Source organism: Acinetobacter sp. NIOH-H-8, from assembly GCF_046635365.1.
Classification (GTDB): Bacteria; Pseudomonadota; Gammaproteobacteria; order Pseudomonadales; family Moraxellaceae; genus Acinetobacter.
On record NZ_JBHDVN010000025.1, the window covers coordinates 1 to 23,843 of the forward strand.

General features: G+C 42.9%; 23 protein-coding genes and 1 pseudogene. 7 read left to right on the forward strand and 17 right to left on the reverse strand.

Annotated features, from left to right (window positions below; all coding sequences use genetic code 11):
* The 4 genes and pseudogenes from ACEWB7_RS10675 to ACEWB7_RS10690 form a co-directional block, all read left to right on the forward strand.
* Window positions 1–110 (forward strand): annotated as a pseudogene (locus ACEWB7_RS10675) (IS5/IS1182 family transposase); the annotation flags it as partial.
* A gap of 628 nt (window positions 111–738) precedes the next feature.
* On the forward strand, window positions 739–867 hold the full coding sequence (locus tag ACEWB7_RS10680; protein WP_004784138.1) for a hypothetical protein: 129 nt from the start codon (window positions 739–741) through the stop codon (window positions 865–867).
* Between the two features lie 161 nt (window positions 868–1,028).
* Window positions 1,029–1,592, forward strand: coding sequence for a M23 family metallopeptidase (locus ACEWB7_RS10685; RefSeq protein ID WP_179993073.1), 564 nt, complete (start codon window positions 1,029–1,031; stop codon window positions 1,590–1,592).
* A gap of 89 nt (window positions 1,593–1,681) precedes the next feature.
* Window positions 1,682–3,670 (forward strand): acyltransferase family protein, encoded by a 1,989-nt coding sequence (locus ACEWB7_RS10690; RefSeq protein ID WP_411580741.1) that lies wholly within the window; start codon window positions 1,682–1,684, stop codon window positions 3,668–3,670.
* Window positions 3,671–3,744: 74 nt separating this feature from the next.
* Here ACEWB7_RS10690 and ACEWB7_RS10695 read toward each other — a convergent pair whose 3' ends face one another.
* Entirely contained in the window at window positions 3,745–4,947 is a 1,203-nt protein-coding gene (locus ACEWB7_RS10695; RefSeq protein ID WP_312310004.1) for a YbfB/YjiJ family MFS transporter, read from the reverse strand.
* Between the two features lie 210 nt (window positions 4,948–5,157).
* Window positions 5,158–6,393 (reverse strand): pyridoxal phosphate-dependent aminotransferase, encoded by a 1,236-nt coding sequence (locus ACEWB7_RS10700; RefSeq protein ID WP_411580742.1) that lies wholly within the window; start codon window positions 6,391–6,393, stop codon window positions 5,158–5,160.
* 152 nt (window positions 6,394–6,545) lie between these two features.
* Between ACEWB7_RS10700 and msrB the strand changes: the two genes are divergently transcribed.
* Window positions 6,546–6,965 (forward strand): peptide-methionine (R)-S-oxide reductase MsrB, encoded by a 420-nt coding sequence (gene msrB, locus ACEWB7_RS10705; RefSeq protein WP_004784131.1) that lies wholly within the window; start codon window positions 6,546–6,548, stop codon window positions 6,963–6,965.
* Complete coding sequence (locus ACEWB7_RS10710) at window positions 6,962–7,438, forward strand: glutathione peroxidase (protein WP_312310001.1); 477 nt, start codon at window positions 6,962–6,964, stop codon at window positions 7,436–7,438. The genes msrB and ACEWB7_RS10710 overlap by 4 nt, the downstream gene beginning before the upstream one ends.
* 131 nt (window positions 7,439–7,569) lie before the next feature.
* On the opposite strand, the gene dapC is transcribed toward ACEWB7_RS10710, so the two are convergent.
* From dapC to ACEWB7_RS10745, 7 genes are all read right to left on the reverse strand, one after another.
* The gene (gene dapC, locus ACEWB7_RS10715) at window positions 7,570–8,739 is read right to left on the reverse strand and encodes a succinyldiaminopimelate transaminase (protein WP_411580744.1); all 1,170 of its coding nucleotides are present in this window, start codon (window positions 8,737–8,739) and stop codon (window positions 7,570–7,572) included.
* A gap of 22 nt (window positions 8,740–8,761) precedes the next feature.
* Window positions 8,762–11,428, reverse strand: coding sequence for a [protein-PII] uridylyltransferase (gene glnD, locus ACEWB7_RS10720; RefSeq protein ID WP_312318613.1), 2,667 nt, complete (start codon window positions 11,426–11,428; stop codon window positions 8,762–8,764).
* Between the two features lie 23 nt (window positions 11,429–11,451).
* On the reverse strand, window positions 11,452–12,666 hold the full coding sequence (purT, locus tag ACEWB7_RS10725) for a formate-dependent phosphoribosylglycinamide formyltransferase (protein WP_312310008.1): 1,215 nt from the start codon (window positions 12,664–12,666) through the stop codon (window positions 11,452–11,454).
* A 127-nt stretch (window positions 12,667–12,793) separates the two neighbouring features.
* A complete protein-coding gene (locus ACEWB7_RS10730) occupies window positions 12,794–13,054 on the reverse strand; it encodes a hypothetical protein (RefSeq protein ID WP_411580745.1) in 261 nt (86 codons plus the stop codon).
* Between the two features lie 125 nt (window positions 13,055–13,179).
* Entirely contained in the window at window positions 13,180–13,425 is a 246-nt protein-coding gene (locus ACEWB7_RS10735; RefSeq protein ID WP_411580746.1) for a hypothetical protein, read from the reverse strand.
* A 95-nt stretch (window positions 13,426–13,520) separates the two neighbouring features.
* A complete protein-coding gene (gene ygaH / locus ACEWB7_RS10740; protein WP_159123254.1) occupies window positions 13,521–13,868 on the reverse strand; it encodes an L-valine transporter subunit YgaH in 348 nt (115 codons plus the stop codon).
* Complete coding sequence (locus tag ACEWB7_RS10745) at window positions 13,865–14,593, reverse strand: AzlC family ABC transporter permease (protein ID WP_312310007.1); 729 nt, start codon at window positions 14,591–14,593, stop codon at window positions 13,865–13,867. The genes ygaH and ACEWB7_RS10745 overlap by 4 nt, the downstream gene beginning before the upstream one ends.
* Window positions 14,594–14,721: 128 nt before the next feature.
* Between ACEWB7_RS10745 and ACEWB7_RS10750 the strand changes: the two genes are divergently transcribed.
* Window positions 14,722–15,216, forward strand: a complete 495-nt coding sequence (locus ACEWB7_RS10750) for a hypothetical protein (RefSeq protein WP_159123256.1) — start codon at window positions 14,722–14,724, stop codon at window positions 15,214–15,216.
* A gap of 526 nt (window positions 15,217–15,742) precedes the next feature.
* On the opposite strand, the gene ACEWB7_RS10755 is transcribed toward ACEWB7_RS10750, so the two are convergent.
* The 8 genes from ACEWB7_RS10755 to ACEWB7_RS10790 form a co-directional block, all read right to left on the reverse strand.
* The gene (locus ACEWB7_RS10755) at window positions 15,743–16,357 is read right to left on the reverse strand and encodes a superoxide dismutase (RefSeq protein ID WP_180138725.1); all 615 of its coding nucleotides are present in this window, start codon (window positions 16,355–16,357) and stop codon (window positions 15,743–15,745) included.
* Between the two features lie 205 nt (window positions 16,358–16,562).
* The gene (gene ychF, locus ACEWB7_RS10760; protein WP_005236355.1) at window positions 16,563–17,654 is read right to left on the reverse strand and encodes a redox-regulated ATPase YchF; all 1,092 of its coding nucleotides are present in this window, start codon (window positions 17,652–17,654) and stop codon (window positions 16,563–16,565) included.
* 111 nt (window positions 17,655–17,765) lie between these two features.
* Window positions 17,766–18,425 (reverse strand): methionine ABC transporter permease, encoded by a 660-nt coding sequence (locus ACEWB7_RS10765; protein ID WP_159123258.1) that lies wholly within the window; start codon window positions 18,423–18,425, stop codon window positions 17,766–17,768.
* Entirely contained in the window at window positions 18,406–19,476 is a 1,071-nt protein-coding gene (locus ACEWB7_RS10770) for a methionine ABC transporter ATP-binding protein (RefSeq protein ID WP_312318632.1), read from the reverse strand. Before ACEWB7_RS10770 ends, ACEWB7_RS10765 begins: the two co-directional genes overlap by 20 nt.
* 10 nt (window positions 19,477–19,486) lie before the next feature.
* Window positions 19,487–20,329, reverse strand: a complete 843-nt coding sequence (locus ACEWB7_RS10775) for a MetQ/NlpA family ABC transporter substrate-binding protein (RefSeq protein ID WP_312310045.1) — start codon at window positions 20,327–20,329, stop codon at window positions 19,487–19,489.
* 9 nt (window positions 20,330–20,338) lie between these two features.
* Window positions 20,339–21,169: a MetQ/NlpA family ABC transporter substrate-binding protein gene (locus ACEWB7_RS10780; RefSeq protein ID WP_180138722.1), complete on the reverse strand. Its 831-nt coding sequence runs from the start codon at window positions 21,167–21,169 to the stop codon at window positions 20,339–20,341.
* A gap of 19 nt (window positions 21,170–21,188) precedes the next feature.
* Entirely contained in the window at window positions 21,189–22,613 is a 1,425-nt protein-coding gene (locus tag ACEWB7_RS10785; RefSeq protein WP_312310046.1) for an LLM class flavin-dependent oxidoreductase, read from the reverse strand.
* Window positions 22,613–23,836, reverse strand: coding sequence for an SfnB family sulfur acquisition oxidoreductase (locus ACEWB7_RS10790; protein ID WP_312310047.1), 1,224 nt, complete (start codon window positions 23,834–23,836; stop codon window positions 22,613–22,615). Before ACEWB7_RS10790 ends, ACEWB7_RS10785 begins: the two co-directional genes overlap by 1 nt.
* Window positions 23,837–23,843 lie beyond the last annotated feature (7 nt).

Sequence of the window (23,843 nt, forward strand, 5' to 3'; positions counted from 1 at the left end):
TAGAGGAATAGCTACTCGATATGACAAGCTCAAAAGAAATTATCAAAGTTCTGTTGCCTTAGCCTGTATATTTTTATGGCTACCGTTATAGGGTTAATTATGAACAGTAAGTGTCAACAGACCCTAACCATTTATTGAATAAAATAATGTGGATTAAAAAATAGTTCAAATAGGAATAATAAAAAATATTATAGAGCTAAGAAATTTGAACCTTAGCAGATTCTATGCAAGTAGTAGCACAATCGGAAATTAATAAATTGTTAAACTTGAAAATAGTGGCAAGATGACTCTGAATACAGATCTAATATTCAATCTACCTGATCATCCAGTTATTCCTTGACTGCGAAAACTATGGCCTACATTTTTATAGCCTCTTATACCAAATACACTATTATTGTGTTGATCTGAGTCTGCACTGGCAATTATTATGAAGGTGAATACACCAAAATTAAATTTGGATCATCACGTTAGACCCGTATCTATTGTTAGTTTTTTTGAAGGGTTTCATTCAGAAAACCATATTTATACTCAGAGTTAAAACAGGTATCAACATGCAACGCTATGTAAGCGATGTAAATACCTCGGAAGAAGATCTAGTCAGAATTGAATCACTTAATAAAGATGCTTTTACATTGACGTATTTAGATACAGCTCAGCGATTGGCTTATTTTATATAAAGGTTAGAGTGATTAATGCAACTTCCAGTGATAGAGACAGTTCTCCAAAGGAGTTTATGCTATGGCTAAATCAAGAGCAAAACATAAGCAGGTTCAGCAAAAGGATAAAAAGGACAGTGCTCAAAATGAAGAGCAACAACAGCAACAGCAGCAACCCTCTAAACCATCCCGTGCGAAAAAGCGTAAATAAAATTTAGACTTGATTCAACAAAACCCTCAGCTGAGGGTTTTGTTATTTTTAAGACTGTTTCCGACAAATAATCTGGAAAAAACATCACTAAAAATAACAGGATTTTGACTTTAAATTTTTCTGTATTCCTTAAGATAAAACGAACCACTCATTAAACGGCAATGCGAGCTATTGTGAAAATTCCCAAAATCCTGCTTTTAATATTTTCCTTAAGTATATTACTTACTGCCTGTCAGCCACCGCCATCAGGTGAGCCAGCGGGCTGGAAAAGCCCGTATCTGTACTGGCAATTAAAAAAATCTGAGCTGATTAGACCGGTAGAAATTCCTGTACAAGGAGTAAAACCTCGCCAGATTCAGGATACTTGGGGTGGAGCGCGCAGTGAGGGACGTAAACACGAAGGAACCGATATTTTTGCTCAACGAGGTACACCGGTAGTCAGTGCGACCCAAGGGATCGTCCGCAAGATTGGAACCAATAATTTAGGAGGTAAAGTTATCTGGATTACTGGTCCGAATTTAAGCCAACATTATTATGCACATCTGGAGGATTATGCTGAACATATTCAGGAAGGAGACTGGGTAGAAGCAGGTGAAATCATTGCCTATGTCGGTAATACCGGTAATGCGAAAAATACACCACCACATTTGCATTATGGGATTTATCTCAGTGGAGAAGGTGCGACTAATCCTTATCCTTATTTAAAGGTAGAAGAATTGGAATAAGCGCAGGTGAATGTAAAAAAAAATGTAAAAGATCGCCATCTAAAGATTGAAAAGCATAAAATAGCGTATCTCCCGCTTTTCCTGTTTTTATGAGTTTTGCTTATCGACCAGATATCGATGGCCTGAGAGCTATTGCAGTATCATTGGTCATTTTCAATCATCTCGGCTGGTCATTATTTTCTGGCGGCTATATTGGTGTTGATATTTTCTTTGTCATTTCCGGTTATCTCATTACGACCATTCTGACGCGCGATATTGAGTTGCAGCAATTTTCAATTGCACGGTTTTATAAGAAACGTGTGATCCGTCTGGCACCTGCATATTTTACTGTACTGGCAATTGTCAGCCTAATTGCCTGGCAGGTGATGTTGCCGGGTGAGCTGACGGAATATTTTAAAAGCGTCATGTATGCGACTGTGCTTATTGCCAATCTGTATATGCGGAATGAGGTAGGAGATTATTTCAGCCCGAATGTAGAAAATGTGCCGTTATTACATTTATGGTCATTGGGCGTAGAAGAGCAGTTTTATATTTTCTGGCCGCTCTTGCTATGGCTATTCTTGAGTAAGACCTCGCGTAAATATCTTTGGGTTGTCATTAGTGTATTCATTGTCGCTTTAGTTATATACGCCCAGCAGCAACTGACTCATAATCCGGCCAAAGCTTATTATAGTATGCCGGTACGAGCATTTGAGTTGTTGATTGGTGCATTGATTAGCTGCTTGCCAAAACTGAATCTGCCAAAAAAACTATTACAGGGATTGGTCTGGGCTGGAGTAAGTGTTCTATTTGCAACTGCAATTTATTTTGATCAGCAAACCCCATTCCCAAGACTGATGGCATTGATCCCATGTATTGCAACGGCACTGATTATTTATTTGGGGCAATCCATATCTTCAAGTAATTTATTATTGAGTAATCGTCTTAGTACATGGATTGGTAAAATTTCATATCCTCTGTATCTATGGCACTGGCCGATAATCGTGTTCTTTGGCATTTATATGCTGCCCTTGAATCTGGAAAATCAGATTATTATTGTTTTCCTATCACTTATATGTGCATTTCTGACTTATAAACTGGCTGAAACACCCCTGAAACGCTTTGTGATGGCTGCAAATTATAAAGTGATTATTCTTGGGTTTCTGTTGCCTGCAGCCAGTTTTATTGCGATCGCCCAAACCATCAAAACACATGAAGGTTTCCCGGAGCGTTTTCCAAAATCGGTGCATGACAAACAGGAAGCATTACATACGTATGCACATGTGATTCGTAGTAACTGCATGGATACTGCGGATCCAAATGTTTTGCCCAGTGCTCAAGATTGTATCTTAGGACAATCTAAAGAAGATATTGATTTCCTGTTGATTGGCGATTCGCATGCCAATGCCTATACTGCAATGCTAGATGAATGGGCAAAGGACGCCAATTTACGCGGTTATGATGCAACGCAAAGTTCGACCTTTTATCTGCCAGGTGTGCAGCGATTTGAGTTAAAGCTGAATCAATGGAAAGAACTGACCAAATTCCAAAAACGTAATGATGCTATTACTGCGCATCTTAAAGAAACCCATTATCCAATGATTATACTGGCAGGTTCTTATGCACCGTATTTTGGTGATGATGTAAAACTTAAAGATAGTGCTCATCATACTGAGGAAGAGATATTTAAAGCAGGCTTGATGAAGGCCTTAGAAATTGCCCATCAATCTAGTGATCAGGTAGTTCTAATTAATGATGTACCACGCCTTGATTGGGAGAATATTCCTTCTGATTGTAATATTCGTAATGAGATTCTTCATCGGAACGCTGCATGTACAATTTCCCGAAAAAGTTATAACGTTCATTTAAAGCCATTTAATCAGATTCTGGCAGAAGCAAAACTGAAATATCCACAATTGAAAATTATTGATCCAACCAAAGTCATCTGTGATCAGCAGGCTTGTAAAACGATGCTGAATAATGTGCCTTTGTATCGTTTTAAAGATGACAATCATCTTAATGATCAAGGTTCACGGCAATTGGGCGTTGAATATCTAAAGCAGTTTGGTAACCCGCTTAAAGATTTGAAGAAAGATTAAATGGAATAAAACCACGTTTAATGACGTGGTTTTATCCCTTGGGATTTGGGTTATTGACCGATTTTAATCTTTATTTAAAATTTTTCTTCTTGAACAGAAACTGGTTGCTCATCTGTCTTATATTTGGAAGAACGTGTATTCCAGACCAATTGCAAAGTTCCGGCTAATAAAACTAAAGCTGCCAGCATAAACTGTTGATGGTAGTTTAATCCAAGATATTGCAGGGCACTAAAACTCAATCCTCCAATCAGCTGAACAGAGGCAAAACATAGAGTCGCAATGCTCCAAAGCTTTTTATAGGCCAGTCCATACAGTTGTAAAATGGTATAAGAGGTAAGGAAAACCACAGCGGGATTCAACATTCCGGTAAAAAAAGAAGAACTAAAAGTCAGGAATGGATTAGCATTTAGAGTCGCGATAAAAATTGCCAGAATATATACACTATAAAGAATTTTCAAGGCAGTAAAATTGCCAAATTTTCTTGCCAGAATATAGGCAGAGAAAGCTCCTAAGGCACTGCCTAAGCCATATAGAATCCAGTTAAAGTTAATCCAGAATAAGCTTAATCCTAGTTCATGGCTGAGATAGTCAATCCAGAATAGGGAATGCGGAATATAGGCAAATGCACTACAGGCATAAACCACCAGCAAACTATAAAAGACTGTATTTAAAGGGACTTGATCAGGATGAGAAACAGATTGTTTAGCTAGATAGGGTTTAAATTGTTGTATCAGTAGGCTTAAGCAGATACAAATCATCAGGGCAAACCCACATAAGATCAGCCAGGCCGTACGCATGGAAATTTGGTCAAGATAAGGCAAAAACAGGGTAGCCAGTAAAACCCCTAAGCCAATCCCGCTAAAACCAACAAAATTGATTTTAAAACGGTCTTTTAAATCACAGCACTGAGCCACGACACTTGGTGACAAAATCATGAGCAGGCCACCACTAATACCGGAAATCACGCGCCAGCTGATATACCAGATTTCAGGAAATCCTGAAAAAGCGCAACAGAATAGGCTAAGCATTCCAGCTATTGCAGCAAGCTGGATATAGGTACTCATGCTTCGATCTTGGGACAAGCGCATCGCTGCCAAAGCACCGATTAAGTAACCCAGCAGATTGGCACTACCCAAAAGACTGGCAAAACTTGCGCTCCAGGCAAAGGCTTCACGTGTACCAGGTAACAATGCGGTATAGGAAAAACGCAGAATGCCGATGCCTAAGCACATGCTCAGGCAGAGAAAAAGACTAAGCTTGACTGTATTTGAGGACATCCATGTACTCTTGGATTTTTATATTTGTTTAAAAAATAGCATGAATCATCAAGCTAAAGGAGAAAAGGCTGAATAGATTTTATTAAGAAGAAAAATTCTGGATTAACAGCGTGCTTCTATTTTAGATGTCTGTAAAGCTTATCGCGGAACTTTTTAGACAATAAAAAAACCGCATTCATGAATGCGGTTTTTTTATTTATCTTTTATAAATTAGCGCATTTTAGCCAGGAAACGGCCTAAACGGGTAATCGCTTCACGCAGTTCGTTTTCTGCTGGCAGGAATACCACACGGAAGTGATCCGGTGTTGGCCAGTTGAAGCCAGTACCTTGAACCAATAGAACTTTCTCGGCACGTAACAGATCAAGCATTAGTTTTTCGTCATCCTCAACCGGATAGATTTCCGGATCAAGACGAGGGAAACAGTACATCGCACCTTCAGGTTTCACACAAGATACACCTGGAATCTCGTTTAGCATTTCCCAGGCAATATTACGCTGTTCATATAGACGGCCACCTGGGCGGATCAAGTCATTAATAGATTGATAGCCACCGAGTGCAGTCTGAATTGCATATTGTGCTTGGTGATTCGCGCAAAGACGCATTGAAGCCAGCATATCCAGGCCTTCAATGTAGTCCATTGCACGTGATTTATCCCCGGTAATCGCCATCCAGCCTGAGCGGTAGCCGGCAATACGATAGGCTTTAGACAAACCATTGAACGATACACATAATTGCTTGCCTGCAAGCGAAGCTACTGACACATGTTCAATGCCATCGTAAACGATCTTGTCATAGATTTCGTCGGCAAACAGGATCAGGTCATATTTCTTCGCCAGATCCACGATTTGCTGTAATACATGACGCGGATAAACCGAACCGGTCGGGTTATTCGGGTTAATAATTACGATCCCGCGGGTATTTGGCGTAATTTTGCTTTCCATGTCCGCGATATCTGGATACCAGTGATTTTCTTCATCACATTTATAGTGAATTGCTGTACCGCCAGATAGGTTTACTGCCGCAGTCCATAATGGATAATCCGGCATTGGAATCAGCATTTCATCGCCGTCATCCAGCAGGCCTTGCATCGCCATCACGATCAGCTCTGATACGCCATTGCCGACATACACGTCATTCACGTGCATATCCAGAATGCCTTTTTGCTGGTAATACTGGCAGATCGCTTTACGTGCCGGGAAAATCCCTTTGGAATCCGTATAACCAATCGCATTTGGCAGGTTCAGTGCAACATCATTAATGATTTCTTGCGGGGCTTCAAAGCCGAATGGGGCGGGATTTCCGATATTCAGTTTGATAATTTTATGTCCGGCTTCTTCCATCTCGTTGGCCGCTCGTAACACTGGTCCGCGAATGTCGTAGCAAACATGCTCAAGCTTAGACGATTTCTTGATCTCGCAAGGGGGGGTGTTACCAATACCGGACATAATTCCATCCAATTAATTTTTAAGTTAAACCTATAGATTACGCAAATATCACAATCTATGCTGAAATTTCGCTAGAAATTTTTTCATCTCTAGCGTAAATATGGAAGTACTGAAGCATGACATTGAATGTCAAAGATTTAAAGGAGTTAGTGATGGGAAAACTCAATAAAACAGACCGGGAATGGCAAAGAGAGTTATCACCAGAAGAGTTTCGCATTACGCGTGAAAAAGGAACTGAACCGGCATTCACAGGTAAGTACTGGAATACAAAACAGGAAGGGACTTATGTCTGCCGTTGCTGTGGTACACCACTGTTTTCTTCAACCACTAAATATGACAGCGGTTGCGGTTGGCCAAGCTTCTATCGTCCTGTGAGCAGCTCAGTTGTAGAAGAATTACCTGATACTTCACATGGTATGGTGAGAACAGAAATTGTTTGTCATCATTGTGATGCACATTTGGGACACGTTTTCCCGGATGGTCCGGAACCGACTGGCTTACGTTATTGTGTAAACTCGGCCTCTTTAGAATTACAAACACAAGAAAAAACTGACGAGGAAACTTATCCATGACCAGCATTTATCAGTTTGAAGCTGAGTTGTTAGATGGGAAAAACAAACGGCTTGCAGATTATGAAGGAAAAGTACTTTTAATCGTAAATACCGCGAGTAAATGTGGTTTCACTCCACAATTTGCAGGTCTGGAAAAGCTTTACCAGAAATATAAAGAGCAGGGACTGGAAGTTTTAGGTTTTCCATGCAATCAGTTTGGCGGACAGGATCCGAGTTCAAATGAACAGATCGGGGAATTTTGCCAGAAAAATTATGGGGTTTCTTTCCCAATGTTTTCCAAGGTAGATGTTAAAGGTCCAGAAGCGCATGCGATCTTCCGTTACTTGACCAATAATTCTAAAGGAATTCTAGGAAATGGTATTAAGTGGAATTTTACCAAATTCCTGATTGGTCGTGATGGCAAGGTATTAAACCGTTTTGCACCTACCACCAAACCTGAAGATCTCGAAACAGAAATTGAAAAGGTTTTATAAGTTTATTTGAAATGTCTAATTTCTAATGAATAGAAAATAAGTTAAATAAAAAAATAATGTGTAGTCAATATCCATAAAAAAACCCACTTCTGGAAAGTGGGTTTTTTTATTTGTGTTTAGGTCTTAGAAGATTAAAGAATCGCTTTTAAACGCTGAATTACCTGCTCACATTGTGCCAGATCAGCCACCAATGCCAGACGCACATGATTTTCACCCGGGTTGCCTTGTGTAGTTTCACGAGACAGGTAACGGCCTGGTAATACTTTGATATGCGCTTTTTCCATCAACATTTTGGCAAAAGCTTCATCATTGTCCACTTTGAGCCAATAGTAGAAACCCGCATCCGGTTTTTCCAGCGGAAGCAAGTGCCCCAATTCTTTCTGGATCAGATCGAACTTGGCACGATACTGTACCCGGTTTTCTTCCACATGGGCTTCATCATTCCAAGCGGTAATTGATGCTAACTGGTGTTGCACCGGCATCGCTGCACCGTGATAAGTACGGTATTGCAGATAAGGTTTGAGTAAAGTGGCATCACCTGCAACAAAGCCTGAACGCATGCCTGGCAGGTTGGAGCGTTTAGATAGAGAATGGAAAACGACACAGTTTTTATAGTCATCTCGGCCAATCTCGGCACACACTTCCAGTAAACCTGTCGGTGCTTCATCAAACCAGAGTTCTGAATAGCATTCATCAGAAGCAATGACAAAATCATATTTGTCTGACAGTGCAATCAGCTTTTTAAACTGCTCTTTAGAAAGAACAGCACCTGTTGGGTTGCCCGGTGTACACACAAATAACAGGGCAGTTTTTTCCCAGACTTCAGCCGGAACTGCATCAAAGTCGCCTAAGTAATCATTTTCTTCAGTACAGTTAATGAAATAAGGTTTTGCACCTGCAAGCAGAGTTGCACCTTCATAAATCTGGTAGAAAGGGTTTGGCATCACCACATAAGGCGCATCTTCACGATTAATCAGCGCCTGAACAAAAGAGAAGATCGCTTCACGGGTACCGGAAACCGGCAATACATTGCTGTCTGCACTGATGCTATTCAGTTTAAAACGACGAGTCAGCCAGTTGGCAATGCTTTCTCGTAATTCAGGTAAGCCTTTGCTGTTCGGATAAGTCGATAGATGCTGGAAATTATCGATAATCGCCTGTTTCACGAACTCGGGTGCTGGATGCTTTGGTTCACCAATTGAAAGGGGAATCAATGGCATATTCGCAGGCTGGATATCCGCGAAAAGTTTATTCAACTTTTCAAACGGATATGGATGCAATAAAGACAAGCTAGAGTTCATGAATGTGTTACCGAGCAGTGTGTTAGTGTTGAGCATTGACCTGATGTGAGGCCTCATCTAGAGCAGCTTTTAATGCCGCTGCAAAATTGTCAGACTCTGTTTGGGTCATTGGGCTGCCATCTTTTTTGGTGACAAAGAAAATATCTTCAGCACGTTCGCCAAGCGTAGCAATTTTGGCAGAGTGAATATCCAGACCCTGCATCATAAATAAACCGCCAATTTTCGCAAGTAAACCAGGATGGTCAAGTGTCGCAATTTCAACCATATTCTGGTTTAAAGCTTCATTAAGGGTGATATCGACGGTATTTTCAATATCAAAATGACGTAACTGACGCGGAATCCGGCGCTGCATCAGACCTGGATATTCATCAGAATGACTTAAGGCATCCTGTAAGGCTTCAATGACAGTTGCCTCACGTTCCGGATCGGTCAATAACGTGCCAAAACGGTCAAGGACGACATAGGTATCCAAACTGAAAGCTTTGGTTGCGGTAATAATCCGGGCATCCTGAACGTCCAGATTCATGCGGTCCAGAACAGCAACCGTGGTGGCGAACAGATTTGGTTTATCTTGGGTATAGATGAAGATCTGCACGGCATCTTGTGCATATTTACGATGCGCACGCATTAATACCAATGGTGCAGGATTATCGCCATGTTCCAAAATAGCACGGGTATGCCAGGCGATTTCATCGGCAGATTCTTTCAGGAAGTAGTCATCGCCCAGTTCCTGCCAGACTTTTTCGACATCATAAAGCGAGAAATGTTCCACCAACCGTTCACTGGCTTCAAATTTGGTATCTTCAATCAGCATCTGGTAATCAACCGGACGGCCCAAGCCAGAACGGATCACGTCACGCGCATGAGTATAAAGCTGACGCATTAAAGAAGAACGCCAGGTATTCCAGAGTTTTGGATTGGTCGCATTAATATCTGCCACTGTCAGCGTGTACAGATAATCCAGATGCTCCATATCGCCCATTTTTTCAGCAAATTCTTTGACCACATCCGGATCGGAAATGTCTTTTTTCTGTGAAGTCACCGACATGGACAAATGGTTTTCAATCAGCCAGGCAACCAGATTGCATTCACGTTCGGTAAAGCCATGGGTACGGCAGAACTGAATCGCATCGGCTGCACCAAGCTCACTATGATCACCGCCACGACCTTTGGCAATGTCATGGAAAATAGCCGCTAGATAAACAATGTCACGACGGGCCAGACGCTGGAACACGGAGCTGACCACTGGGAATTCTTTGGCAAATTCGGGTTCTTTGAAGCGGTTCAGATTGCGGATCAAGAGCAGGGTATGTGCATCCACGGTATAGATATGGAACAGGTCATATTGCATCAAGCCGGTAATCTGTCCGAAAGCCGGAATATATTTGCCCAGAACACCATAACGTTTCATCGCAACTAGCGTTTCGTACAGGCGATGCGGTGAACGAATGATGGCCATAAACAGGGCTTGGTGTACCGCATTATCACGGAAATCCTGATCAATACGTTTAGCTGCCAGGGTAAGCAGACGTAAAGTACGAGCACGAATGCCCTCAATTTCAGGACGATTGGCCAGCAAATAGAAAATTTCCAGAATGGCACTTGGCTTTTCCGAGAAAATCTTGTGATGTTGAACTGCTAACTTGCCATCGACCAGTTTAAAGTTTTCATTGATTTCTTCAATCTGGCGTTCATATTGGGGCAAACGTGGAGTAATCACTGATTCATTGAAATAAGCCAGCAGCATTTCATTCAGAGTTGAAACCTGCTGCGCGCTACGGTAATAGCGCTTCATGAACTGTTCGATTGGATAGTTCGGTGACTGACCTTCTTCACGGGTATAGCCAAACATCGCTGCAATATCCCGTTGATAATCAAACAGCAGGCGGTTTTCATCGCGCTTGGTCAGGCGGTGTAAATGATGACGAATTTCCCAGAGAAAGCTTTCAGCTTCTTCGAGTACGGCAAGTTCAAACTCTGAAATAAAGCCCAGATGCACCAGGTCATAAATACGGTTGACACGGAAATGACGTTTGGCAATCCAGCCAATCTGGTTAATATCACGGATACCGCCCGGTGCATTTTTAATATCCGGTTCCAGATTGCTTTCAGTATTATTGTGCTGAGCATAGCGTTTGTGCTGCTCGTCCATTTTCGCATCAAAAAAGGTTTTATCGGTCCAGGTTTGTGACACGATCCGGCGTGGCCACTTGGTTAAATTTTCATTGCCAATAATCAGACGTGCCTCGATCAAGGACGTCGCTACAGTAAGGTCGCTGCTGGCCTGATTGACGCATTCATTGATAGTACGGACACTGATGCCCGGTTTGAAATTGCCCACATCCCAAAGAGAGGAAATAAAGCTGGAGATCAGCTTTTCCTGCTCTGGAGTGAAATCATCTTCAGACAGGATCATGATATCGACATCTGAATATGGCAGCATTTCGCGGCGGCCATAACCCCCAACAGCGAAAAGCGCCAAATCAGTCTGATCTAGTTCAGCATGATTCCACAGGAATTGCAGAGCCTCATCAATCAGGTTGGAACGGGCCTGAATGATGTCACGGATGGACTGTCCATTTTCAAAACATTCCTGAAGCTGATTTTCTACATCACTACGCCATTGATTGATCGCTTTGATGTCATTGTGACTTTTAATGTAATTCAGCAGCGGGGAGGTATTGATCATGAACAGTGGTCCGTTGTATTTACTTAATTTTGATGAACATTAACTTGGTCAGCAACCTGTTGAGCCAGCTCGCGAGCCTGTTCAATGCTTTTTGCACGCGCAGTCGCGACACCCATACGGCGGCGTTTAAAGCCTTCAGGTTTACCAAACAGGCGTAAATCGGTATCGGCATGGGCTAAAGCAAGATTCAGGCCAGAAAATGAAAGATTGCGATCATCGACACCTGCGTAAATCACGGCACTGGCAGCTACACTATGACGAGCTGTATTGACTGGTAGGCCTAAAATAGCACGGGCATGCAGTTCAAATTCACTCTGGAACTGGGAAGCCAAAGTGACCAGACCAGTGTCATGCGGGCGAGGTGAAACCTCACTAAACCATACTTTGTCGCCTTTGACAAAGAGTTCTACACCAAAAATGCCGCAACCGCCCAATGCCGTGGTGACTTTATTGGCGATACGTTTTGATTCTTCCAGAGCAGCGGGACTCATTGGCTGAGGCTGCCAGCTTTCTACATAGTCGCCTGAGTCCTGACGATGTCCAATCGGATCACAGTAAGAAGTTTCGATTTCGCCAGTTTGAGGATTCTTAGCCCGCACAGTAAGCAGGGTAATTTCAAAATCGAAATCAATCTGTGATTCGACAATCACTTTGCCCTGATTAACTCGACCACCTGTTTGCGCATATTCCCAGGCAGCATCGACTTCTTCAAAACTTTTCACGCGAGATTGGCCTTTACCTGAAGAAGACATCACCGGCTTCACAAAGTTTGGATAACCAATGTCATCACAGGCTGCGCGGAAAGATTCCAGAGAATCGGCAAAGCGATAAGCAGAGGTCGGTAAGCCTAGTTCTTCAGCCGCCAGACGACGAATGCCTTCACGGTTCATGGTCAGGTTAACTGCTTTAGCTGAAGGAATTACGGTTGCAATATTCTGTTCTTCAATTTCAACCAGCACTTCGGTCGCAATCGCTTCAATTTCAGGAACAATGAGATGCGGCTGAATTTTTTGAATAAGCTGTTTGAGTTCCGCTGCATCTGCCATATTTAAGGCATAAGAAAAATGTGCCACCTGCATGGCAGGAGCATCTGCATAACGATCTGCAGCATGAACTTCTACACCTAAACGTTGCAAGGAAATCACCACTTCCTTACCTAGTTCTCCTGAACCTAGCAATAGAACTTTAAAAGCTGAAGATTGAAGAGGAGTACCAATAGACACGTTCATGTGTATTATCCATGCTTGATTTTATGGACTTTTAGCATAACAGAACTCAATGCCGAGATAAGCCGAGTTTCATACAAAATTGTGATATTGGCCAGCAGTTTTATTTATAAAAGTTTATAGAGAATTGCATCTGAAATCAGGCAGTTCGCTTTACTGTATTTTTCACCGGGTTTAAATGATAAATCCGGTTTTGCGGATTGAGTTTTTCCATATTCAAAATTTGCTTGTCATTGAGCTGAAGTTGATAGAGAAGTTTCAGACTTTGTATTCTCTTAAAGGCATAAAAGGGAATGACAAAAGGACAGATAAAACCAAATATCCATAGCAATAAACCAAATCCTGAAAATTGCAGTGCATCTAAGAATACAGTGAAAAAGTGGAATTGATGATTTGACACTGCGACAAGTGCAAAAAATAGAAACAGTAAAATTATACTAAAGCAAAATACATAAATGAGATTTGGAATGCCTTTATGTAGCAGGCTCCATCGGCTAAAAATGATTTGTTTGGGATGCAGATGGATTACCTGTTGAGTCTGATTGTAGAGGGCAATGATTTTATTTTTGCCATGCTTCTGAATATAAATGACACAGATATGATCTGCGGGTCAGCAACCACTTCTACAAAATGACCAGTAAAATTCTGTGTATTAATAAGGCATTCAAAATAGCAGCCGGGTAATTCATATTGGCTAAAAATAGCTAACATCTCATCACGTCGATAATGAATAAATATTTTACCTTCAATTATTTGCTTTGGCTCGAACATGCCAATATTTTCCTTACTTTTTTTCTTATATAAAAAAGACTTATGCAATTAATTTAGCATAAGTCTTGAATGAGATTTTTAATTTTCTAAAAGGCTTAAAAAGGTACAGAGATATAGGTATAGATCAGGCCATAAGTTAAAGCTGCAGTTAAGGTCGCCATGACAATTTTCTTAAACTTGAAATACAGTCCAGCGAGTACAATAAAACCGATCAGCATGGCAAAGCTTTTATCTGGCGTTTCCAATAAGGGCGGTAAGGTCGCCACAACCAGCATGGAACTGATAGCAGCAATCCCAATTGAACCCAAAGCAATTTTCAGCCATAGCGCACCACGTTTTTGCGAACCCTGCTGAAATTTTTGAATTACATAGAAAGGGCCAAAACGTGAGGCAAAATTGGCAATCCCGACAATAATTCCGACCAAGATAATTTCAAGATTCATGATTGATCTCCTGCATATTCAGGATCTGGTTTTTTCAGCACATAGTGCTTGAACAGGCCGGCCAAAATACCGGAACTGATGCCGATAAAGATCGCAGCGGACAAATCGATAAAATAACAGGCTACCGCTGAGACAATAATCGTGATGGTCACCACAAAGGAATGTTTCTTTTCAAAGGCTGCCAGTAAGAAACTTAAGAACAGGGCAGGTAGCAGGAAATCTAAAGCCGCCTGCAAGAATTGTGGCAGGTGACTGACTTGATCAGCAAATAAGCCGCCTAAAAATGAACCTGTCGCCCAAGATAGCCAGCTAAATAGACTCAGACCGAGCATCCACGACTCTGACCATTCCTGACGCCGTTGTGACAGCTTGATCATACCTGAAGCAAAGACTTCATCAGTAAGACCCCAAGCCCAGACTGCGGTTTTCTTCAGGTTTAAACGATCTTGAATCAGGTTTTGTAAAGCTGGGCCGTATAAAAGATGACGAATGTCCAAGGCAATCACGGTCAATGCAGTCATCCAGATCGAAGTACCGCTACCAAGTAACGCTACAACTAAAAACTGACTGGCACCGGCATACATGGAGCAGGACAGAAATAAGGCTTCCCAGGCAGTAAAGCCGAACTGGGTGGCAGAAACGCCAAAGGCAAAGGAGACCGGAAGGTAAGTAAATATAATGGCCTGGCTATCTTTGGCACCTTGCCAGAAACCGGCAGGTTGCATCGCTACTGGATTGTGGTCAGACACAAAACACCTTGAGGGAGAGAGTTAAAACAGGGATTAAATCAAGATTGTGTATTGTACGCGAATTTACTAGCATAGTGCCGAAATGTTTAACTGGCGATTCTGATATGTTGATGTTCAAGACACGTGCAATGCTGGTCGGTGTTTTAATCGGCAGCACCTTATTTCTTCAAGCTTGTGGAAATGACAGTCAAGCGCCAAAAGCCGAAATTAAAGCGGCACCTAAACTCTCTAATGATGCGACCACTTATGCCAATGCTGCATGGCAATTCATGAATGAAGTCGATCCGCTGGTTTATAACAAGGAAATGGAACAGATAGATGCTCAGGTACGTCAACCGGCCCGTAAATTGAGTACTGACTGGCGCATTAATGTGAAAATGACTGACTCAGTGACGGAAGGAAAATATGCCTTATGTCGCAAGGCGTTAACCAGTCTGGAAATCTGGGCACGTAGCACCGTTGAAAATAGCAGTAGTGTGGCACAGAAACAGGCCGACTATGAGCGTGATAAACAGCAATGTCAGGGAGCTATTGCTCATCCTGAACTGGGAAATACTGATCCAAAGCAGAAAGGTAATGCAGTAGCTGAACAGTCTTAATCGGATTTTATAATCTTCAGGCGGGACTTCGGTTCCGCTTTTTTGTTATAAAAAACGATTCTATTTATATGAATAAACAATAATTAAAATCAAAAAGATTGCCCTGAATCATTAAAAAAGTCCTATAATTGACTCATAATCAAGCGATTTAGAGATAAAAGTTAATTTTTGGAGTCATTTTAAATGTTAAATAAATTGTTTTTAGCGATAAGTCTAAGTACTATTTTAGTAAGTGGAGTACAAGCTTCTCATGCGTGTGAAGTGGCACCATGTACCAATGGCTTTGATAGCGTCAATGTCTGTGAATTGCGTTCTTAAATTTTAAATCCATCTCCCTATAGAAAATTTAAACAGCAAAAATTAAAAGAAGCCTCAGAATAAGGCTTCCCATACAGTAGACGATCATGTCTTAAAGCAACATGAACAGACGTTCTAGATACAACACTGCTCCGCTCAAAAGAATACTGAGACCACAGAGCAAACGTAAAGAGTGCCAAGACATGAGATTTCGTCCTACTGTATTCATTTATGTTGAAAGTGCTTCCAGATAACGGCGATTCACTTCCTTCCAGTTCACCACATTAAAGAAAGCGGCAATATATTCAGGACGACGGTTCTGGTATTTCAAATAGTACGCATGTTCCCAGACATCCAGACCTAGAATCGGGGTATTGCCATGCATGAGGGGTGAGTCCTGATTGGCACTGTTTTCTACAATAATGGTTTGATCAGGTGCTACGCTGAGCCAGGCCCATCCGCTACCAAAACGGGTCAGGGCTGCTTTGGTAAAAGCTTCTTTAAAGGCTTCAAAGCCGCCAAGCTCCTTGTCGATCGCCTGTGCAATTTCACCTTGAGGATTGCCCCCACCATCTGGACTCATTACTGTCCAGAACAGGGAATGATTGGCATGACCACCACCATTATTAATCACATTATTTTTCAAATCTTCAGGTACCTGATTGGCTTTGCTCACCAGTTCTTCCACAGAAAGATCTTCCCATTCTGTGCCTTCAATACCTGCATTGATGTTGTTGATATAAGTTTGATGATGTTTGGTATGGTGGATTTCCATAGTTTTAGCATCAATATGCGGTTCCAATGCATCATAAGCATAAGGGAGTTCGGGAAGGGTATAGCTCATTTTTAATTGTCCTTAAGCGTGATTGAGTGAGTGGAATTTTCGACTAAATTTTAAAATACGCTTGAGTTATATTAAATACAATGAGAATTATTATCATTAATGTTATGGGATGAGATTTTTATAAATAGAATGTAAAGATGCGTATGAAAATGGCAAGAAGCCAAAGAAAAGCCCCGATCATTCGGGGCTTTTCTTTGGCTTCAACTTATACGTTGAAACGGAAGTGAAGAACGTCACCGTCCTGAACGATATAGGTTTTACCTTCTAGACGCCATTTACCTGCTTCTTTAGCGCCAGCTTCGCCGTTATACTGTACGAAGTCATCATAAGCAATACATTCTGCGCGGATGAAGCCTTTTTCGAAGTCAGTGTGAATGACACCCGCTGCTTGAGGCGCAGTAGCACCGACTTTAACCGTCCAGGCACGAACTTCCTGTACACCGGCAGTAAAGTAAGTTTGCAAGCCTAGCAGTGAATAGCCTGCGCGGATTACCACGTTCAGACCCGGCTCTTCCATATCCATTGCTTCCAGGAATTCGGCACGGTCTTCATCTTCAAGCAATGAAATTTCAGCTTCGATCTGGTTGCAAAGTGGAACCACGATTGCATTTTCAGCAGCTGCCAGTTCACGTACCGCATCGAGGTGCGGGTTATTTTCAAAACCGTCTTCTGCCACGTTAGCGATGTACATCGTTGGTTTAAGCGTTAACAGACCAAAGCCACGTACCAGTTTACGTTCGTCATCATCCAGATTTGCTGCACGGGCAGGTTTGCCTTCATCAAGCAAAGGTAGGATTTTTTCAAGAACGGCTTTAGTGGCTACAGCTTCTTTATCGCCACCTTTTGCAGACTTCGCCAGACGAGTCACTGCTTTAGTCACAGTTTCAAGGTCAGCTAGAGCAAGTTCAGTGTTAATCGTTGCGATGTCATCAAGCGGATCAATTTTACCGTTGACGTGAATCACGTTTTCATCTTCGAAACAACGAACAACATGAGCAATTGCATCAGTTTCACGGATATTCGCCAGGAACTGGTTACCCAGACCTTCGCCTTTAGATGCACCAGCAACCAGACCCGCGATGTCCACGAATTCCATGGTAGTTGGTACCACGCGTTGTGGTTTTACGATTTCAGCAAGTTTATCCAAGCGTGGATCTGGTACAGGCACGATACCGGTGTTTGGTTCAATCGTACAGAATGGGAAGTTTTCCGCAGCAATTGCAGCTTTAGTTAATGCATTGAAAAGCGTAGATTTACCAACGTTAGGCAGGCCTACAATACCACAATTAAAACCCATGAAATAACTCACAAAGCGTTATATAAAAATTGCCAGTGATTTTACATGAAAGCCATGACAAAGTCAGGTCATGGCTGGGTGCTTTGTTGAAAACTTATGAAATAGATGTTTTTAAATTTTACGTTTATCGAGCTGATTCGATAGGGTGTCACCAGTGGCCTGAACCAGCATGACCAGAATCACCAGCACCACAATCACCGCCAGCATGATCTGCATGTCAAAACGCTGATAACCATAACGGTAGGCAATGTCGCCCAGACCACCGGCACCAATAGCACCGGCAATTGCTGATGAGTTAATCATGGTCACCAAAGTGACGGTAAAACCGGCCACAATCCCTGGTAAAGCTTCAGGTAATAGCACATGCCAGATAATTTGCTTACGGTTACAGCCAATCGCTTGAGCCGCTTCAATCAGTCCCTGATCGACTTCACGTAAACTCACTTCAGCAATACGCGCAAAGAAAGGAGTCGCGGCCAACGTTAAAGGTACAACTGCTGCCCAGACGCCATAGCTGGTGCCTACAATCCAGCGGGTAAGGGGAATTAAAGCGACCATTAAAATCAGGAAAGGCACCGAACGGGTAATATTTACAATCCAGCCCAGAGCCTGATTAATGGGTTTGGATGGATAGATCCCGTGTTCAGATGTACTGACCAGTACTACTGCCATCGGTAAACCAATCAGAAAGGCAACGATTGCGGATACACCAACCATGATGAGGGTATCGGTGGTTCCTGTTAGTAATAAATCAATGAGTTGGTCGTGCATAGCCAATCGCCTCAATCTGTGCAATGTGTTGTTTTAGTTTTTGCTGAAGTAAGTCCGTGTCCAGATTCAGATCAGCAACCGCGACAATGAGGCTGCCGACCAGATGGTTCTGGATACTGTCGATATGACTTTGATAGAGATGCACCGGATGCTCGAACTGTTCGAAAATCACTTTCAAATCTGGGGAATATTGAACACTAGAGGCATAGCGCAGTTTGATAATGCTATGCGTGGTATCTGTTGTCACTTCAGGACTGATCGAAAATGGCAGTTCCAGCTGTTCCAGATTCAGCAGTTCCTGGGTAATCTGTTGCTGTGGATTAGAAAAGACAGACCAAACTTCACCGGATTCAACAATTTCACCCTTTTCAATTACGACGACCTGATCGCAAATTTCACGAATGACTTTCATTTCATGGGTAATCAGTACAATAGTGATGCCAAGTTTCTGGTTAATTTCTTTGAGCAAAGACAGCACCACTGAAGTACTTTCCGGATCCAGTGCAGAAGTGGCTTCATCACAGAGTAGAATCTCCGGGTGATGCACCAGCGCGCGGGCAATACCGACACGCTGTTTTTGGCCACCGGATAGCTGAGAAGGGTAGTTCTGAGCCTTATCGCTTAAGCCGACCAGTTGCAGCACTTCGTTTACACGCGCATCAATGTCTGATTTTTTATAATTTGCAACTTTTAAAGGCAGAGCTACATTTTCCCAGACGGTTTTGGCAGACATCAGGTTGAAGTGCTGAAAAATCATGCCAATACGCTGACGAAGCTGGATCAGTTCAGCATGGGTTAAGCCAGCCAAATCCTGCTGATGGATATGGATATGACCTTCGCTGATCTGTTCCAGACCATTTAGGGTACGTAGCAGCGAGGATTTCCCCGCACCACTTTTCCCGATAATCCCGAAGATCTTGCCTTCAGGAATATCCAGATTGATGTTTTTCAAGGCATGTACCGATTTGCCTTGTACCTCATAGTATTTATTCAGGTTACGGATTTTGATATGTGGGACGGAAAACGCCACCTGAGAACCAAAACTCACCATAGTATTCACCTTATTTCCAGCCTTCAAACCACATACCAGTACCAAAATCCTGGTCCAGAATTGCTTTGACTTTTTCAGAATTCTGGAAAGCTTTTACGAAAGTCGCCAGTTTCTGGTTTTTATCTTCATAGTCTTTGCGTGTCACAAACAGAATGGCGTATTTCTTGTCGATTGGATCCAGGAACAGAGCATCATGTGGATCTGCTGCTTTAGCAAGTTTTAGATAATGTGGATAACCAAAGATCAGATCAGCTTCATTCAAGGCATGTGCCGTTTGTGGGCCTTCAACTTCAATAAACTGCAACTGTTTAGGATTATTCTTGATGTCCTTAACGGTTGATAATTCATTGTTGATATTTTTCAGTTCAATCAGTTTTGTACGGTTAAGAGGGATCAAGGCACGTGCCAGATTCACCGGATCATTTGGAATGACCACACGGGCATTTTGTGGTAACTCATCCAGCGATTTATATTTCTTAGAATATAAACCGACATGGCTACCCGTACCGGGCGCGAAACTATGTAGATCGAAGTTGGTTTCGCGAATGACATTTCTTAAGTACACACTTTGTTGAAAAAAGTTGGCATCAATATCACCGTTTTGTACCGCGACATTGGGTGCATGCCAGTCGGAAAATTCAACCAGTTTCACATTAATACCTTGCGGTTTCAGTTCATCAGCCACACTTTGCAATAAGTCTGCATAAGGTGGGCTAATGCCAATGGTCAGTACATCTTCCTGCTGCTGACCCTTGGTACAACGGTAAGCCGCCAGACCAAGAATAAGTGCGAGGATGACGCCGCCAATGATCCACTTCTTTGCATTCGAATTTGACGAATTTACTTGTGTCATAACTACACCTTATTTCCAGCCCGGGAACCAGAGTTTCGCACCAAAGTCAGCATCTAGTGCTTCCTTCACGCGAGGTGAGTTCTGATAGATTTCAACAAATTTTTTCAGCTTGTCATTTTTGTCCTGATAGTCTTCATGTACGGCAAACAGGATCGCGTAACGGTTGTCCTTGTTAGAGTCAAATAGCAATGCCTGTTCTGGATCAGCTGTTTTAGCCAGACGTAGATAGTGCGGGTAACCGAAAGCCAGATCAACATCATCAATGGCACGTGCAGTTTGCGGACCTTCAACCTCAACGAATTGCAGATTTTTCGGATTCACTGCAATATCTTTCAGGCTGGAAAGATGGTTATTCGGATCTTTTAAAGTCACCAGTTTAGCCTGTTGTAATAACAATAGAGCACGGCCTTGGTTGACTGGATCGTTTGGCACCACAACTTTCGCGCCGTCTTTTAGCTTATCCAGACTGTTAATTTTCTTGGAATACAGGCCCACATGTGTGGCTGCGCCTTTGGCAAATGCCTTGATTTTAAAATCAGTTTCTTTCTTGGCATTATCCAAAAATGGCTGATGCTGGAAGAAGTTGGCATCAATATCGCCATGATTCAGGGTAATGTTTGGAGTATTCCAGTCCGAGAACTCGACCAGTTTGACATTTACACCTTGTTGTTTGGCCTCAATTGCTGCCACCTGTAAAGGTTTAGCAAAAGATGGGCTGATCCCAATCACCAGTTCATCCGAACCAGATTTCTTTTGCTGGTTCCACACCACTAGTCCGATAATGACGGCGGCAATAATCACCCCAATAACGGTGAATTTTGTTTTAACGGTTTGTGCCATGTTGCACCTCAAAATAAATTTATGCTGATTGTTTTTGCTTTAGGTTCGTGTTCGCTGTTGAGGCGGAGCTTTGACATCGGAATTGCTGCACTGGATGCGCACTAGGTAAGCGGTCTCCTTGCTGAAACAGCTTGTGTCTGAAACTGCCTTGTTCATATTCAGTTTTATAGCGTCCGCGCTGCTGTAATTCAGGAATCACTAATTGGATAAAATCCTGATGCGATTCAGGTGCAACCGTGCGAGTCAGGTTGAAGCCATCAATACCGGTTTCATCAATCAGCTGAATCAGTTTTTCTGCTATCGTGGCACCGCTGCCAACAATTAGTGGATAACGCCCACCTAACACATGCTGAGCTTTTAGGTCATTTGGCGTGATCTGCTGCTCTTTAAATTTTTGATTGACCGTTGCGATACTATTGGTTTTCTTGTACGGGATCGGTTCATCATCAGCAAATTTGGACAGGTCAATGCCAACTGAGCTGGAATAATGTGCAAGACCTGCTTCAGGGCTGGCATAAGCACGATAGTCATCCAGCTTTTGCTGCGCAACTTCATCTGTTTCTGCAGTCACGACGGTAATGCCGACAAAAATCTTAATCGTTTCAGGATCACGACCTTGTTCAACCGCTTGATGACGAATTTGATCGACCTGTTTCTTGATCTTGTCCGGATGATCACCACCAATAAACATGCCTTCTGCATGCTGAGTGGCAAAAGCCATGCCACGCGGGGAAGCACCGGCTTGGAACAATACAGGTGTACGCTGAACAGAAGGGGAAACCTGGAATACGCCCTGACTACGATAGAATTGGCCCTGATGATTGATCTGATGAACCTTGGTTGGATCAGTAAAAATTCGATTTTGCTTATCTTTTAAAACCGCATTATCTTCCCAGGAACCTTCCCAGAACTTGTAACACAGTTGTAAAAATTCCTCAGCCTGTTCATAACGCAGGTCATGATCTTTCAAACCATTTTCACCAATCAGGCGCTGCGCACTGTCTAGATAACCCGTGACAATATTCCAGCCGATACGGCCATGGGTCAGGTGATCCAGACTGGCAAAGCGGCGGGCGAACTGATATGGCGATTCATAGCTGAGATTCACTGTGACGCCAAAACCGAGATTTTTAGTGACAGCCGCCATAGCAGATACCAAGGTACTGGGGTCTTGGCTTGGCAACTGAATTGATTCCCTTAGAGTCAGATCAATGCCATTTTGATAGACATCATAGACTCCGGTAATGTCGGCAATGAACAGGCCATCAAACAGGCCTTTTTCCAGAGTTTTTGCCAGATCAGTCCAGTAGCTCAGTTCATTAAAACGATGGGATTCATCTCGAGGATGAGTCCATAAGCCATGATTGATATGACCCACGCAGTTCATATCAAAAGCGTTCAGCAGGATTTTTTTAGTTTTCGAGTTTGTTGTAGTCTTTGTCATTACAATGTCCCCCGGCGTGGAGGCAGAACACCATTCAGCAAATAATTGGCGATAAAATAGTATTTCCATCGTGAAGCATCATGCAGGGTATGCACGCGGGCATTACGCCAGAAGCGGTCTAAGCCATCTTCGCGCTGGCTACCACGACTGCCAGCCAGTTCAATCAGCTTCGATGATGCTTTTAATGCGGTTTCAGAACTGTGTGCACGCACTTTGGCTACATCTAGAGAGGCTTTGGCAACACTGACCTCAGTCGGAGCAACCTTGGCGGCATCAACAGAACGTGCGGCCTGTTTGAGTAACACTTCAGAAGCACGCACATCAGCTACCACACGGCCCAGTTCAAGTTTGGTCAGCGGATCATCGGTGGCCTTGTCCACACCAGAATCAATCCACGGACGCGCCTGACGTACACGGTCCAAGGTTTCCTCAAATGCAGCACGGGCAATGCCGGTTTCAATGGAGGCATGTAGCAATTGTGCGAAAGGACCGGAAATGGTTGGGCGGGAATAGGCCGTATCAAAACGTACCACATCTTCCTCAAGCACCTGCACGTTGTCGAATTTCACCGTGCCGCTGCCAGTGGTACGCTGGCCAAAACCGCTCCAGTCATCAATCAGGGTCAGACCTTCACTGTCACGTGAGACAAAGGCCAAGAATTGCTGTTCGCTTTCATGCACGACCAGTGTCGGAATGCGGTGCGCAAACAGGCTGCCGGTGCAATAGAATTTTTCGCCGTTAATGACATAACCTTGCTCGGTTTTGCGAATCGCAGTTTGGCGCTGTGCAGCAGTCTTGGTCTTGAATTCAGCTAGGGCATTACCAAAACGAGCACCTTTTAAGACTTCGGCATAGAGTTTCTGTTTTTGTTCCTCCGTGCCGTTATTGCGCAGGATTTCCAGACCATAGAAATGGTTTTGCGGAATCTGACCGATTGATCCATCCACACCGCTCATCAGGGCAATCACTTGTGCCACCGTATAGCTAGATACTTCTGCACCACCATATTCTTTAGGTACAGTAATCGCCCAAAGTCCGGACTGGCTATAAGCCTCGATTTCTTCGAAAGGCAGAATACGTTCAGCATCACGTTGTACTGAATTAATCTTGAACTGCTCTGCCAGATTATGGGCAATTTCTAGTGCTTCTTCATCAGATTTGATGATGTGCGCATGTGCCAGCTGTTCTGACTGCAATGGACTAATGTTTTGAAATGAAGTCATGGCAAAT

Coding starts and splice junctions, on each gene's coding strand:
- ACEWB7_RS10695 (WP_312310004.1), bottom strand. CDS start 4,947: ATGTCCTCAAATACAGTCAAGCTTAGTCTTTTTCTCTGCCTGAGCATG.
- ACEWB7_RS10790 (WP_312310047.1), bottom strand. CDS start 23,836: ATGACTTCATTTCAAAACATTAGTCCATTGCAGTCAGAACAGCTGGCA.
- ygaH (WP_159123254.1), bottom strand. CDS start 13,868: ATGAATCTTGAAATTATCTTGGTCGGAATTATTGTCGGGATTGCCAAT.
- ACEWB7_RS10745 (WP_312310007.1), bottom strand. CDS start 14,593: ATGCAACCTGCCGGTTTCTGGCAAGGTGCCAAAGATAGCCAGGCCATT.
- ACEWB7_RS10750 (WP_159123256.1), top strand. CDS start 14,722: ATGTTGATGTTCAAGACACGTGCAATGCTGGTCGGTGTTTTAATCGGC.
- ychF (WP_005236355.1), bottom strand. CDS start 17,654: ATGGGTTTTAATTGTGGTATTGTAGGCCTGCCTAACGTTGGTAAATCT.
- ACEWB7_RS10735 (WP_411580746.1), bottom strand. CDS start 13,425: ATGTTCGAGCCAAAGCAAATAATTGAAGGTAAAATATTTATTCATTAT.
- ACEWB7_RS10700 (WP_411580742.1), bottom strand. CDS start 6,393: ATGTCCGGTATTGGTAACACCCCCCCTTGCGAGATCAAGAAATCGTCT.
- ACEWB7_RS10690 (WP_411580741.1), top strand. CDS start 1,682: ATGAGTTTTGCTTATCGACCAGATATCGATGGCCTGAGAGCTATTGCA.
- ACEWB7_RS10780 (WP_180138722.1), bottom strand. CDS start 21,169: ATGGCACAAACCGTTAAAACAAAATTCACCGTTATTGGGGTGATTATT.
- glnD (WP_312318613.1), bottom strand. CDS start 11,428: ATGATCAATACCTCCCCGCTGCTGAATTACATTAAAAGTCACAATGAC.
- ACEWB7_RS10775 (WP_312310045.1), bottom strand. CDS start 20,329: ATGACACAAGTAAATTCGTCAAATTCGAATGCAAAGAAGTGGATCATT.
- ACEWB7_RS10785 (WP_312310046.1), bottom strand. CDS start 22,613: ATGACAAAGACTACAACAAACTCGAAAACTAAAAAAATCCTGCTGAAC.
- ACEWB7_RS10770 (WP_312318632.1), bottom strand. CDS start 19,476: ATGGTGAGTTTTGGTTCTCAGGTGGCGTTTTCCGTCCCACATATCAAA.
- dapC (WP_411580744.1), bottom strand. CDS start 8,739: ATGAACTCTAGCTTGTCTTTATTGCATCCATATCCGTTTGAAAAGTTG.
- ACEWB7_RS10680 (WP_004784138.1), top strand. CDS start 739: ATGGCTAAATCAAGAGCAAAACATAAGCAGGTTCAGCAAAAGGATAAA.
- ACEWB7_RS10710 (WP_312310001.1), top strand. CDS start 6,962: ATGACCAGCATTTATCAGTTTGAAGCTGAGTTGTTAGATGGGAAAAAC.
- ACEWB7_RS10685 (WP_179993073.1), top strand. CDS start 1,029: ATGCGAGCTATTGTGAAAATTCCCAAAATCCTGCTTTTAATATTTTCC.
- ACEWB7_RS10755 (WP_180138725.1), bottom strand. CDS start 16,357: ATGAGCTATACCCTTCCCGAACTCCCTTATGCTTATGATGCATTGGAA.
- msrB (WP_004784131.1), top strand. CDS start 6,546: ATGGGAAAACTCAATAAAACAGACCGGGAATGGCAAAGAGAGTTATCA.
- ACEWB7_RS10765 (WP_159123258.1), bottom strand. CDS start 18,425: ATGCACGACCAACTCATTGATTTATTACTAACAGGAACCACCGATACC.